Below are 12,230 nucleotides of genomic sequence, written 5' to 3'. Positions count from 1 at the left end.
ATTTTACATAATGAAGAAATAGAATACCGCAGCTAAAATGAAACGATAATAAGCGAACGGTGTTAGTTTTACACGAGATAATAATTTCAAGAATGAAACAATTGCAAGCATCGCAACAACGAATGCAGTTACAAATCCTGTTACAAATAGCGTTATATCTGCTGAGCTTAATACATCCCAGCTTTTAATTAAATCTAAGCCACTTGCAGCTACCATCATCGGTACCGCTAAAATGAACGTATATTCAGCTGCCGCTGTATGCGACACGCGAGCTAATAAACCACCACTTATTGTAGAACCAGAACGAGAAAATCCTGGCCAAAGAGCTAAACATTGGAACATTCCAATTGTAAATGCCTGTTTATATGTGATTTCATCTAACGTTCTTGCTGTACTTGGTTTTGAAAACTTCTCAGCAACAATCATTAAAATACCACCGGCTACTAAGCTAATAACAACTGGTCCTGGACCAAATAAAACCTCTTTAATAGTGCTATGGAATAATACGCCAAGTACCCCGGCAGGAATCATCCCGATAATAATATGTAATAAATTTAACGATGGTCCGTCTGTTACTTTACCTATTCCAACTAACGACCATAGACGCTTCCAAAATATAACAACAACTGCTAAAATCGATCCCAATTGGATAACAACTTCAAAAACTTTCGCTCTCTCATCGTCAAATCCAATTAAATGTCCTGTTAAAATCATATGTCCTGTTGATGATACTGGTAGAAACTCTGTTAACCCTTCAACAGCACCCATGATTAAACCAATTAACCAATCAGCCACAAGTAGTGCCTCCTTAATAACAAATAATATGTAATTTTTTCACACCTTATCATAATACCTTATCCCTTTTCAAAGTGCATCCTTTTTTTTATTGGTTTCATATGTTGTAGGCGCGTATTTCTTTTCTAATCTTTGATTAAATTGTATGATAGTAAGAGTTTGTTTTTTTATACGGAAAGGGGATTTTATGAAAGAAACTACTTCATTCTCACAAAAGTTAAAGCAATTTGTATTACTATTTTTTCCGATTTTCGTAACGCAAATGTCATTATTTGCGATGAGCTTTTTCGATACAACAATGTCAGGACATGCAAGCCCAACTGATTTAGCAGGTGTCGCAATTGGAACAAGTATATGGATTCCAGTTAGTACTGGGTTAACAGGGATTTTAATGGCCACGACTCCCATTGTTGCCCAGCTCGTTGGGTCCAAGAAAAAAGAGGACGTTCCTCACGTTGTCATACAAGCAGTTTATTTAGCAATTTGTGCTAGCTTCGTTGTTATCCTCATCGGTTTCTTCGTCGTTTCACCTATTTTAAACGGCATGCGCTTAGAAGAACCTGTGGAACGTATTGCAGCTCAATTTTTAAGTATTATCGCAATAGGAATTATACCTTTATTCACTTACACGGTTTTACGTGGATTTATTGATGCATTAGGAAAAACTCGAACAACGATGATTATTACATTACTATCATTACCAATTAACGTAATATTAAATTACTTATTAATCTTTGGTAACTTCGGTTTCCCAAAGCTTGGTGGTGTCGGAGCGGCAATTGCTTCCACTGCAACATATTGGTGCATTTTAATTATTACAGTCATTATTATTCAGACGAAAGAGCCTTTTGCCTCTTTCAACATTTTCAAACAATTATACCGCCCTTCTCTTTCGAGTTGGACAGCATTCTTAAAGCTTGGCGTCCCTATCGGATTTGCTATCTTTTTTGAAACGAGTATTTTCGCTGCGGTAACGCTTATGATGAGTAATTTTAGTACGACAACTATTGCAGCTCACCAAGCAGCTATGAACTTTGCTTCCTTGTTATATATGACTCCGCTAAGTTTAGCAATGGCAATGACTATTGCGGTCGGATTCGAAGTTGGTGCAAAACGTTTCGATAATGCAAAACAATACGGACTGATTGGAATTGGATTAGCCCTTGCCTTTGCTTTATTATATTCGATTCTTCTCTACTTCTTTGATGATCAAATTGCTTCTATTTATACGACAGATGCAAAAGTTCATCATTTAGCAAAAGAATTTCTTATCTTTGCGATTTTATTTCAAATTTCAGATGCAATTGCAACTCCTGTACAAGGAGCTCTGCGTGGTTATAAAGATGTAAATGTCGCTCTAATTATGACTTTAATTGCTTATTGGATAATAGGTCTACCACTAGGTTATATATTAGCAACGTATACAGAATGGGCCGCAAAAGGCTATTGGATCGGTCTTATTATCGGTCTAGCATTTGGCGCTGCCTTCCTACTTATCCGTCTCTTTCAAGTACAACGAAAATATACAACACAAAACAGCCGCTAATAATAAAGCGGCTGTTTTCTTTATCATATTTTTTCTTGTAACGTATAATATAATGAAAAAGAAAGGTGGGTACATATGGACGACAAAGAAAAAAAGCAATCATTCGATGAAGAATTTGCCCCTGAAATTTCACCTGGATATCGGCAAGATGTACATAAGCCACCTAAATATAAAAACACTTCGTTTTTAATGGGCATTACCATTTTCGCTGCTGTATTACTCATACTTATCATTTTCGTTTATTTTTGATGAAAGGTGGCCTATTATATGAAGAAACAAGATTCCAATCGTTCAAAAAGAACTGTTAAAACACAAAAAGGATATGCAGGAGATTCTGTTCATACCCTTAAACAAGTCGAGCAAGGAAATTTATATATTGCTCAAAAAGAACTTGGTCAACAAAATGAAAATCTTTAAAGGCCCTTTATTCCTTGAGGGCCTTTTTATTCCGCATTAAGTAATACACCCCCCAAATGTTCTATTGAGCAATGAATTTCCTTTATTGTACGCTCTGCTTTTGTTCTAGCACCATAAATATATTATTAACCTTTACAATTTTCACTTCATAATTCAATTTCATTTCACTTCTCTTACCATTTTCAGTACCCGCAACGTACGCTACAGCTTGATAAAGAAAACTCTCATCGGTCTCTTCACGTACCTCCTCGTTTGTAAATTTATACTCTAAATCTCGAAAACGATTTGGATAATAATTTCCCATTAATTGTTCATACCCTCTATTTAAAAATAGTTCTTCACCTTTTCGTTTCACATCTTCTTTATTAGTAGACCCAAACACTGATAGTTGCTCGGTCACAAAATGCTCTCCTACCTTTCTCATTTCATTATGAGTTAAATTTTCTATACTTTTGTTCTTTAACTCCTTATTTAACTCGTACTGATCAATCGGTTTAAAGGTAGCAAAAACCTCCTCTTTATATGACCAAAACAATACAAAAGCGATACATAGAGAACTGATTAACAGTCTTTTTTTCGTAATACTCCCGTCCTTCTTCATAATGATAGCTATATTTTAACATATAGAAAGAAAATTCTGATATCATAAAGTGGAATAACTTAACTTAGAAACGAGGAACAATTATGGACTCTTACAAACATTATATAAAAGAAGCTTTGCCTAATCTTTCTATACATTCATATAAACAAAATGAAGAAGGATGGGATAATGTAGCAATTATAGTAAATGATGAGCTATTGTTTCGTTTCCCACGAAAACAGGAATATGCGATGCGAATTCCGTTAGAAAAAGAACTATGCGCAATTCTCACTCAATCACTACAAGAAATCGAAGTTCCACAATATCACCTAATTTATAAAAATGAATCTGATGAGGTTCCTCTTTGTAGTTACTATACTCTCATTCATGGTGAACCATTAAAAACAGACACAGTTGCCACGCTGGAGGATCCAGAGCTGAAAGCAATTATTACACAATTAGCTACTTTCCTTGCGGTACTACATAGCATTCCTTTACACCAAGTTACAACGCTATGTTTCCCTATTGAAAAAACATGTACCTACTGGAAAGAGCTACAAACAAAATTAAACCAATATCTCACTACTAGCCTTACTTCATTACAGAAACTAGCCTTAAATCGCTTATTTGAAAATTTCTTTGCATGTTTAGCTACATCCACTTTTCAAAATACAATCATTCACGCTGATTTTACTCATCATCACATTTTATTTAACAAGCATAACAAAAGCATTTCAGGTGTTATCGATTTTGGTGATGCGCAAATTGGCGATCCTGCTTTTGATTTTGCAGGACTATATTATGATTTCGGACATGAGTTTACTACATCTGTATATGAACAGTACAGTACACTTATTTCTCATCATGATCCATTACTCATTCATCGCATTACTATCTTTTATCAATACAGTCCTTTACTACATAATATTATTTATAACTTTGAGTCAGAGAATAAACTCGAATTCATTACAGGCACAGAACAGCTAAAAACGATATTACAGGGATGAGATTACAGGGATGAGATTACATTCTCTCCCTATATACTCTCTCCTCATACAACATTAACTTTTTATCCATTTCAACAATGACTTTATACAATTGAAATGCCTGTAAAATTTGCAGTTGAATTTCAAAAGGAGCATTCTGTTCTTTTAACCATTGAAATACTTTCGTTTCATCTTTCATTGATTATTCCTCCCTTTATTAAAATCTGCTACAAATATACGGTAAATGATGAAAAGCTTTTCATGTCAACAACAAAAAAGGATGCAAAGTTGCATCCTTTAATGTACGATATTTTTCTTCTGCTCCGCTTCTTTCTTTACTTCTTCCCCTTGGCATTCACTACGAAATGCACAACTTATACACTCAGAACGAAAATGACGCTCTGTATAATGCTCAGGTTGTTGCAACATTTCTTTCATTCTAGATAAATCAGCCATTCCAGTTATAATATCTTCCTGTTTCGGAATGTACTCATACTTAGTTCCTTCTATTAAATTAATAACTTCAATCTTTCCTGGAAGAACGCCGAAAGCTTTATAACCGAATACTGTCATTAGCTTCTGACAAAGAGCAAGCATTTCCTCATCTGCATCGACAACATACTTTTTAATTACAAACGACTCAGCACTCCACTCACCAACTTCAAATGTCAATGACATGTGGACACCTAACTCTTCCATATATGTTTGAAACTTCTCGTATAAAAACAATGGTGGTGTCTGACTATCATCCTTTTCAACAAACTGTAATAAGTGATCTGTTAGCTTCGCTAATACAATATAGTACTCCGTCTTCGAAGCAAACATATTAATCCTTACTTTTTTCCAATACTTTTCTATTAATATTAAAAGTACAATTTTCGTTTGTTGACCCGCAGGTAGCATGTAATACTCGTTAATAATTTGATTGACAATCATTTGTGCTATTTGTTGCCATTCAAATGAAGAAGGTTCTCTTCTTTTTATATGACGAAAATAAAATTTATGCGGACAACGCATAAAATCATACAAATGATAATCTGTCATCGTTTTGATTGAGATTTTCTCATGCACTTGCTCTTCATCTCCCTTCTGCCATTAAGAAAGGTATTTTACAAATTCAGCTCCAAACTGTATACATTTTTCTACATCTTCATCTTCTGGCGTTAATTCTACTTTTAGTCCTTCTAACACAATTGCTGCCCCGCGCTCTTGTAGCTTTTCTATTAAAATGTCAACTGCCACTCCGTATTTCGGATAAGCCGAATCACATGATCCGAATACTGCCGCTTTTTTCCCAGTTAAATCAATAGAATCCATTGCATCATAAAAATCTAAGAAATCATCAGGAAGATCACCATCTCCCCAAGTGTATGCACCTAAAATAATTCCATCATACTGTTCTAATATAGAAGCTTCTGGTGAATCCATAATATCAATAACTTCAATTTCATTTTCTGTTTCACGAATTACGCCGGCAATGTGGTCAGCCATTTCCTCGGTATTTCCACTCATACTTGCAAAAATCATTACTAACTTACTCAACTGAACCTCTCCCTTTACTTTGTATCTCTTTTTCTGTTTGAATGCTCTTCTTCTCATCTACATATTCAGACCGAATTACATTTCTTTGCCATTCCATATGCTGATCAACATCTTTATCTTTATTTTTATCTTTTAATCCCCTCCGCAGAAGGTGAAAATTTTTTCTCATTAATATGTCGCATCCATCCTATTGATAATAATTATCAATTTCAACTACATTTAGATTAATTGACATTGATTATCAATGTCAACAACTATTTTTTAAAAAATGATTAAAATGTACAAGCTTGTCCGTTAGCTATTCATATACTATGAATGAGCATAGTTCTTTCTCAGCCCTCTCTGACGGAAAGAAATAAAAGCAACTGCAATAGAGTGCAGTTGCCTTTTTTTGTTTTTCTATGATTTTAGTAATCTTATAGTCGTCTCTAAAAATAACTCCACTCCACAAATTAATGCTGATTCATCCACGTCAAATTTCGGATGATGATGTGGATAACAAGTATATATATTTTCATTACCTGTTCCTAATTTAATGAAACAACCGGGTGCTTTTCTTAAATATGCTGAAAAATCTTCCCCACCCATAGAAGGTTCAAGCTTCACAACACGCTCATTCCCAAACAAATGTAGTGCACTTTCTTCTACTATTTTCGTAATATATTCATCATTAATAACCGGATCATATCCATATCGATACGTATATGTATACGATCCTCCATGTGCTTCTGTAATTCCTTTCACAATTTTCTCGATTTTCCCTTCTGCTTCCACCCTCAATGCTTGATTAAATGAACGAACGGTTCCCATTAAAGTTGCTGTACTAGGAATAATATTGTCAGCCGTTCCCCCATGAAATTGTGTAACTGAAATAACCCTTTGCATAAAAGCACTCGTATTTCTTGATACGATATGTTGTAAATTTGTAATAATCTGTGCTCCGATAGCAATAGGGTCTATCGTTTCTTCTGGCCGCGCCGCATGTCCTCCTTTGCCTTGAATTTCAACTGTAAATACGTCTGGTGCCGCCATCATCGGCCCATACACAATTCCTATCTTTCCGCTTTCTAATCCAGACATAACATGTAAACCTATTACATAATCAACACCGTCCATTACACCTGCCTCAACCATTTCTTGTCCCCCGCCAGGATACACCTCTTCTGCGTGCTGAAAGAATAGACGAATCTCACCTGCAAAATCTTCCTTTATATTTGATAGCACCTCTGCTGTGCTTAATAAAATAGCTGTGTGAGCATCGTGCCCACATGCATGCATCATTCCTTTATTCACAGATGTATAAGATTTACTTGTCTCCTCTTGAATTGGCAAAGCATCTATATCAGCTCGAATCGCAATTACTTTCCCTTGCTTCACACCTCTTTTAATTGCTAGTACACTATACTTCGTCGGTCTCGTTACTTCAAAAGAAGAAAATGAGCATAATGTATCATATATAAATTGCGAAGTTTCTTTTTCATGAAATGATAATTCCGGATACTTATGGAAGTGCCTTCTCCATTTCACGATATTTTCTTCCGAAATTAGATTCTTCCACACTCTATTCATGATAATTTCCTCCTTTTCAAAAGAACTAGAAATTTAAAAGTTTACTCCGTCTTGAATGATTAATAAAAACAAATACTGTATTTTTACGTATTCTTATAGTCCACTTTTATGTATTCACACAATCCACTTTCTATTTACATGTCAAACCCATTACAAATTCATGCTGAATGTAATATAATTGCTAAGTTAGGGATTTTCTTTTTTAGTATTTAGTGCTAATATCAAAAAAGAGCCTTTTGACTTATTTTTACCTAAAATGTGGGATTTTGTTTTTTTCACAATAATGTAGGACATGATACCTACAAAGAGCTATTATTTCATTAAGAGAGGGAAAGACATGGAAAGATTAAAAGAGATATGGTCTCGACCACTCACACAATGGGTTGCAAAGACGGTTTATTATCTTGCAATTTTATTTGCATTACTTTGGTTGTATGGATTCCATGATACAAACACAAGTACATTTATTTACAATGAATTCTAGGGTGGGAACGTTATGAAGTTATTAGAACAAATTGAAAAGTGGGCTGCAGAAACGCCTGATCAAACCGCTTTTGTTTGGCGAGATGCGAAAATTACGTACAAACAATTAAAGGAAGATTCTGATGCGTTAGCACATTGGATTTCTTCTGAGTATCCAGACGATCGTTCACCAATTATGGTGTATGGCCATATGCAACCTGAAATGATTATTAACTTTTTAGGATGTGTAAAAGCTGGACATGCTTACATTCCTGTAGATTTATCTATCCCAGCTGATCGTGTACAACGTATTGCTGAAAATTCTGGTGCGAAATTACTTTTATCGGCAACAGCAGTAACTGTAACTGATTTACCAGTTCGCATCGTAAGTGAAGACAACTTAAAAGATATTTTCTTTACTCATAAAGGGAACACTCCAAATCCTGAACATGCGGTAAAAGGTGATGAGAACTTCTACATTATTTACACATCAGGAAGCACAGGTAATCCGAAAGGGGTTCAGATTACTTATAACTGCCTTGTTAGCTTTACAAAATGGGCTGTAGAAGATTTCAACTTACAAACAGGGCAAGTATTCTTAAATCAAGCACCTTTCTCATTCGATTTATCTGTAATGGATATTTACCCATCATTAGTAACAGGTGGTACACTTTGGGCAATCGATAAAGATATGATTGCGCGTCCAAAAGACTTGTTTGCTTCTTTAAAGCAATCGGATATTCAAGTATGGACTTCCACACCTTCTTTCGCTGAAATGTGTTTAATGGAAGCATCTTTCTCTGAGAGTATGCTACCGAACATGAAAACATTCTTATTCTGCGGTGAAGTGTTACCAAATGAAGTGGCTAGAAAATTAATTGAGCGTTTCCCGAAAGCAACAATTATGAATACTTACGGTCCAACAGAAGCTACTGTCGCTGTAACAGGTATTCACGTTACAGAAGAAGTGCTTGATCAATACAAATCACTTCCAGTTGGCTATTGTAAATCAGACTGTCGCCTTCTTATTATGAAAGAAGATGGTACGATTGCACCTGATGGTGAAAAAGGCGAAATCGTAATTGTCGGTCCAAGCGTAAGCGTTGGATATTTAGGAAGCCCTGAATTAACAGAAAAAGCATTTACTATGATTGACGGTGAGCGCGCCTATAAAACAGGCGATGCTGGCTATGTTGAAAATGGTCTTCTATTCTATAATGGTCGTCTTGATTTCCAAATTAAGCTGCATGGTTATCGAATGGAATTAGAAGAAATTGAGCATCACCTTCGTGCGTGTTCTTACGTAGAAGGTGCAGTTATCGTTCCAATTAAAAAAGGTGAAAAATACGATTATTTATTAGCGGTTGTTGTTCCTGGAGAACATTCATTTGAAAAAGAATTCAAATTAACATCTGCAATCAAAAAAGAACTCAATGAGCGATTACCAAACTACATGATTCCACGTAAATTCATGTATCAATCTTCTATTCCAATGACACCAAATGGAAAGGTAGATCGCAAAAAATTATTGAGTGAGGTTACAGCATGACCGCATATGGATCATTTTATTTTTTCGCTATAGTGGGCATTTTATTAATACCTACTATCATAGCTGGATTAAAAGGTAAAATGTTGCGTAAATATAATGCAGTATTAACATTAGTCATGATTGCTATTATCTTCTCAGATAAACCGAAGCAAGCGATTATGTTAGCCGCATTTATTATTTGGCAATATGCCCTTATTAAAGGCTATTTAATTTTAAGAAAACAAAATAATAGTACATTCATGTTTTGCATAGCTGTTATTTTATCGATTTTGCCTCTTATTTTGGCAAAAATTGCACCGTTTGTACCTGAATTACATTTTATTGTTTTCGCAGGTATGTCTTACGTAACATTTAGAGCTGTACAAATGGTCTTTGAAGTTCGTGATAATTTAATTAAAGAACTTTCCTTCTTTAATTTCTGGGAGTTTGTTTTATTCTTCCCTGCGATTTCAAGTGGACCTATTGATCGTTACCGTAGATTCCAAAAAGATATTCAAAAGCCACCTAGCGGTGAAGAATATCAAAAGTTACTATATACAGGACTTAACCGTATTTTCCAAGGTTTTCTGTACAAATTTATAATTGCACACTTGATAACAACATATCTTGTAAAGGCCGTATTCGCCAATCAAGATACACTTTTATCTAATGTGATTTTTATGTACGCTACTAGCATGCAATTATTCTTTGACTTTGCAGGTTATAGTGCGTTCGTAATTGGTATCAGTTACATGATGGGAATTAAAACGCCAGAAAACTTTAATAAGCCATTCCTTAGTCGTAATATTAAAGACTTCTGGAACCGCTGGCACATGAGTTTATCATTCTGGTTCCGTGATTTTATTTACATGCGTTTCGTCTTTTTTGCAACGAAGAAAAAGTTAATTAAGAACCGTTACACAATTTCGTATATCGGTGCATTTTTAAACTTCTTCATTATGGGAATTTGGCACATCCAAGGAAGCGCTGTTGCACAATATGTTATTTATGGTCTCTATCATGCCGCACTGTTCATTTTATTCGATATTTTCGAACGAAAAAACAAAAAGCATAAGTTTTGGCCAAACAATAAATTTACACACGTCCTTGCGATTGTAATTACGTTCCACGTTGTATGTTTCGGTTTCCTAATCTTCTCTGGACACCTTAACAGATACTTTTAATGCACCCTTCTTATTCCATTAAGAAGTTGCACATATAATAATTTCGGATATAAAGGAGATTTTAAAAATGGCAGAATTCAAAGAGCAAGTATTAGATATTTTAGAAGAAGTATGTGAAAACGATATTGTGAAAGAAAACTTAGATGTTCAATTATTTGAGGAAGGTATCCTTGATTCTTTCGCTGTAGTATCTTTATTAGTTGAATTCCAAGAGCGTTTAGATATTGAAGTTTCTATTTCTGATTTTGACCGTGACGAGTGGGCTACACCAAACATGGTTATTAAAAAGTTGGAAGAAATCCGATGAACAAAGCAAAATTTGGTCCGATGCTTTTAGCATTGGCCCTTTTTGCTGTATTCTTACTTATTCCAACGCGCTTCCTACTTCCACTTTTAAGTGATGAAAAAGTAGAACAAGCTGCTACTTCTTTAAAAGAAGAAAAAATTCAAAGTATGATTTTACAGCAAAAGATGTTAGCAGATCCAAAATATCTTCCGATGTACGGTTCATCGGAATTCGCACGTATGGATGCTTTCCATCCATCTAATTATTTTAAAGTAAAGCCTGAAGGATTTACGCCATTCCTTCTTGGACGCGGCGGAACACAAGACCTTGTACATGTGTTAAACTTCGCATCTACAATGGATCAATTGAAAGATAAGAAAATGGTATTCGTTCTTTCTCCGCAATGGTTTGTACCACAAGGTATTGACGAGACGCACTTTGCACCTAACTTTTCAAAACAACAAGGTTACCACTTCATTTTCAACAATGATTTAAAACCTGAAATGAAAAAACAAATTGCAAAGCGTTTATTAAACTTTGAGATTGTAAAAAAAGAAACTTTATTAAAAATCTCGCTTGAAGGTATCGCTTATGATGATACGAAGTATAAAGTAAAAGCACTTGCTGCTAAACCTTTCGCTTATATTTACCGTAACATTTTAGATCGTAAAGATTTATTTACAGCTATGTTTAATATTAAACCGCACAAAGAGAAGCTTGACCCTTCATTAAAACAAATGAACTGGGAAGAGGCTCGTAAACATGCGGATCAAACAGGTGCAGCAGAATCTGGATCTAATGAATATGGTATCGAAGATGGTTACTTCAATAGCAAAATTAAGAAAAAATTAAAGCAACGTGAAGGTTACTTAAAAAATGATGCTTATGACCAATCGCCAGAATATGAAGATTTACAAATTGTACTTGATTTATTAAAACAATCTGGTGCAAAACCACTCTTCATTTCTGTTCCTGTCAAAGGTCCTTGGTACGACTACGCTGGCTTCCCAAAAGAACGCCGCGAAGCATACTATAAGAAAGTTCATGAGCAAATTGAAAAAGCTGGTTATCCAATTGCCGACTTCTCAAATCATGAATACGATAAATACTTCTTAAAAGATCATATGCACTTAGGTTGGAAAGGCTGGGTTTACATCGACGAAGCCATCCAACAATTTTATAAAGCAAACTAATGAAAAGACCGCTTGAATTTGAACTGAACCCAAAAAATTAGACAAATATATTAAGCAGCTACTAAGGATTGAACTCTGTATTGCACAGGGGACAATCCTTTTAGTTTTGTTTTAATTCTTTTGTGATTGTAGTAATGAATAT

The 12,230-nt window shown here is 34.9% G+C and carries 17 protein-coding genes; 9 read left to right on the top strand and 8 right to left on the bottom strand.

Annotated features, from left to right (window positions below; translation table 11 throughout):
* Window positions 1-3 precede the first annotated feature (3 nt).
* A complete protein-coding gene (gene uppP / locus EBQ15_RS14740; protein WP_000796256.1) occupies window positions 4-795 on the bottom strand; it encodes a bacitracin resistance undecaprenyl-diphosphatase in 792 nt (263 codons plus the stop codon).
* A 187-nt stretch (window positions 796-982) separates the two neighbouring features.
* Here uppP and EBQ15_RS14735 point away from each other — a divergent pair, with 187 nt between their 5' ends.
* The 3 genes from EBQ15_RS14735 (at window position 983) to EBQ15_RS31160 (ending at window position 2,758) form a co-directional block, all read left to right on the top strand.
* The gene (locus tag EBQ15_RS14735) at window positions 983-2,341 is read left to right on the top strand and encodes an MATE family efflux transporter (RefSeq protein ID WP_000665550.1); all 1,359 of its coding nucleotides are present in this window, start codon (window positions 983-985) and stop codon (window positions 2,339-2,341) included.
* 75 nt (window positions 2,342-2,416) lie between these two features.
* Window positions 2,417-2,590, top strand: coding sequence for a hypothetical protein (locus EBQ15_RS14730; RefSeq protein WP_000341062.1), 174 nt, complete (start codon window positions 2,417-2,419; stop codon window positions 2,588-2,590).
* 18 nt (window positions 2,591-2,608) lie between these two features.
* A complete protein-coding gene (locus EBQ15_RS31160; RefSeq protein ID WP_000743742.1) occupies window positions 2,609-2,758 on the top strand; it encodes a hypothetical protein in 150 nt (49 codons plus the stop codon).
* Between the two features lie 82 nt (window positions 2,759-2,840).
* Here the strand turns inward: EBQ15_RS31160 and EBQ15_RS14725 are convergent, their stop codons facing one another.
* Window positions 2,841-3,359 (bottom strand): hypothetical protein, encoded by a 519-nt coding sequence (locus EBQ15_RS14725; protein WP_000710751.1) that lies wholly within the window; start codon window positions 3,357-3,359, stop codon window positions 2,841-2,843.
* Between the two features lie 83 nt (window positions 3,360-3,442).
* Here EBQ15_RS14725 and EBQ15_RS14720 point away from each other — a divergent pair, with 83 nt between their 5' ends.
* A complete protein-coding gene (locus EBQ15_RS14720) occupies window positions 3,443-4,345 on the top strand; it encodes an aminoglycoside phosphotransferase family protein (protein WP_000378975.1) in 903 nt (300 codons plus the stop codon).
* Window positions 4,346-4,361: 16 nt separating this feature from the next.
* Here the strand turns inward: EBQ15_RS14720 and EBQ15_RS31155 are convergent, their stop codons facing one another.
* The 5 genes from EBQ15_RS31155 to amaA all read right to left on the bottom strand — a co-directional run bounded on the left by EBQ15_RS31155 (window position 4,362) and on the right by amaA (window position 7,435).
* Complete coding sequence (locus EBQ15_RS31155; protein ID WP_000651084.1) at window positions 4,362-4,523, bottom strand: hypothetical protein; 162 nt, start codon at window positions 4,521-4,523, stop codon at window positions 4,362-4,364.
* A 98-nt stretch (window positions 4,524-4,621) separates the two neighbouring features.
* On the bottom strand, window positions 4,622-5,395 hold the full coding sequence (locus tag EBQ15_RS14715) for a hypothetical protein (protein ID WP_000544567.1): 774 nt from the start codon (window positions 5,393-5,395) through the stop codon (window positions 4,622-4,624).
* Between the two features lie 24 nt (window positions 5,396-5,419).
* Window positions 5,420-5,866 (bottom strand): flavodoxin, encoded by a 447-nt coding sequence (locus tag EBQ15_RS14710; RefSeq protein WP_000041152.1) that lies wholly within the window; start codon window positions 5,864-5,866, stop codon window positions 5,420-5,422.
* Window positions 5,859-6,041: a hypothetical protein gene (locus EBQ15_RS14705; RefSeq protein WP_000929021.1), complete on the bottom strand. Its 183-nt coding sequence runs from the start codon at window positions 6,039-6,041 to the stop codon at window positions 5,859-5,861. The genes EBQ15_RS14710 and EBQ15_RS14705 overlap by 8 nt, the downstream gene beginning before the upstream one ends.
* Window positions 6,042-6,265: 224 nt before the next feature.
* A complete protein-coding gene (gene amaA, locus EBQ15_RS14700) occupies window positions 6,266-7,435 on the bottom strand; it encodes an N-acyl-aliphatic-L-amino acid amidohydrolase (protein WP_001082787.1) in 1,170 nt (389 codons plus the stop codon).
* A 337-nt stretch (window positions 7,436-7,772) separates the two neighbouring features.
* On the opposite strand from amaA, the gene EBQ15_RS14695 reads away from it, so the two are divergent.
* The 5 genes from EBQ15_RS14695 (at window position 7,773) to dltD (ending at window position 12,088) form a co-directional block, all read left to right on the top strand.
* On the top strand, window positions 7,773-7,919 hold the full coding sequence (locus tag EBQ15_RS14695) for a teichoic acid D-Ala incorporation-associated protein DltX (RefSeq protein ID WP_000440293.1): 147 nt from the start codon (window positions 7,773-7,775) through the stop codon (window positions 7,917-7,919).
* Window positions 7,920-7,931: 12 nt separating this feature from the next.
* Window positions 7,932-9,446 (top strand): D-alanine--poly(phosphoribitol) ligase subunit DltA, encoded by a 1,515-nt coding sequence (gene dltA, locus EBQ15_RS14690; protein WP_000770508.1) that lies wholly within the window; start codon window positions 7,932-7,934, stop codon window positions 9,444-9,446.
* On the top strand, window positions 9,443-10,609 hold the full coding sequence (gene dltB / locus EBQ15_RS14685) for a D-alanyl-lipoteichoic acid biosynthesis protein DltB (RefSeq protein ID WP_000127925.1): 1,167 nt from the start codon (window positions 9,443-9,445) through the stop codon (window positions 10,607-10,609). Before dltA ends, dltB begins: the two co-directional genes overlap by 4 nt.
* 67 nt (window positions 10,610-10,676) lie before the next feature.
* The gene (gene dltC, locus EBQ15_RS14680; RefSeq protein ID WP_000807310.1) at window positions 10,677-10,916 is read left to right on the top strand and encodes a D-alanine--poly(phosphoribitol) ligase subunit DltC; all 240 of its coding nucleotides are present in this window, start codon (window positions 10,677-10,679) and stop codon (window positions 10,914-10,916) included.
* Window positions 10,913-12,088, top strand: coding sequence for a D-alanyl-lipoteichoic acid biosynthesis protein DltD (gene dltD / locus EBQ15_RS14675; RefSeq protein WP_001030268.1), 1,176 nt, complete (start codon window positions 10,913-10,915; stop codon window positions 12,086-12,088). Before dltC ends, dltD begins: the two co-directional genes overlap by 4 nt.
* A 50-nt stretch (window positions 12,089-12,138) precedes the next feature.
* On the opposite strand, the gene EBQ15_RS14670 is transcribed toward dltD, so the two are convergent.
* Window positions 12,139-12,230, bottom strand: a 92-nt coding sequence (locus EBQ15_RS14670) for an IS3 family transposase (protein ID WP_164514457.1), incomplete at its 5' end; no start/stop codon positions are given.

The organism is Bacillus sp. 2D03, assembly GCF_003946765.1.
In the GTDB taxonomy this organism is placed as follows: domain Bacteria; phylum Bacillota; class Bacilli; order Bacillales; family Bacillaceae_G; genus Bacillus_A; species Bacillus_A cereus.
This window is presented reverse-complemented; position numbering and strand designations above follow the sequence as displayed.

Excerpts from the sequence above, each read along its gene's own strand:
- EBQ15_RS14735 (WP_000665550.1), top strand. The coding sequence starts at position 983 with ATGAAAGAAACTACTTCATTCTCACAAAAGTTAAAGCAATTTGTATTA.
- EBQ15_RS14730 (WP_000341062.1), top strand. The coding sequence starts at position 2,417 with ATGGACGACAAAGAAAAAAAGCAATCATTCGATGAAGAATTTGCCCCT.
- EBQ15_RS31160 (WP_000743742.1), top strand. The coding sequence starts at position 2,609 with ATGAAGAAACAAGATTCCAATCGTTCAAAAAGAACTGTTAAAACACAA.
- EBQ15_RS14725 (WP_000710751.1), bottom strand. The coding sequence starts at position 3,359 with ATGAAGAAGGACGGGAGTATTACGAAAAAAAGACTGTTAATCAGTTCT.
- EBQ15_RS14720 (WP_000378975.1), top strand. The coding sequence starts at position 3,443 with ATGGACTCTTACAAACATTATATAAAAGAAGCTTTGCCTAATCTTTCT.
- EBQ15_RS31155 (WP_000651084.1), bottom strand. The coding sequence starts at position 4,523 with ATGAAAGATGAAACGAAAGTATTTCAATGGTTAAAAGAACAGAATGCT.
- amaA (WP_001082787.1), bottom strand. The coding sequence starts at position 7,435 with ATGAATAGAGTGTGGAAGAATCTAATTTCGGAAGAAAATATCGTGAAA.
- EBQ15_RS14695 (WP_000440293.1), top strand. The coding sequence starts at position 7,773 with ATGGAAAGATTAAAAGAGATATGGTCTCGACCACTCACACAATGGGTT.
- dltA (WP_000770508.1), top strand. The coding sequence starts at position 7,932 with ATGAAGTTATTAGAACAAATTGAAAAGTGGGCTGCAGAAACGCCTGAT.
- dltB (WP_000127925.1), top strand. The coding sequence starts at position 9,443 with ATGACCGCATATGGATCATTTTATTTTTTCGCTATAGTGGGCATTTTA.
- dltC (WP_000807310.1), top strand. The coding sequence starts at position 10,677 with ATGGCAGAATTCAAAGAGCAAGTATTAGATATTTTAGAAGAAGTATGT.
- dltD (WP_001030268.1), top strand. The coding sequence starts at position 10,913 with ATGAACAAAGCAAAATTTGGTCCGATGCTTTTAGCATTGGCCCTTTTT.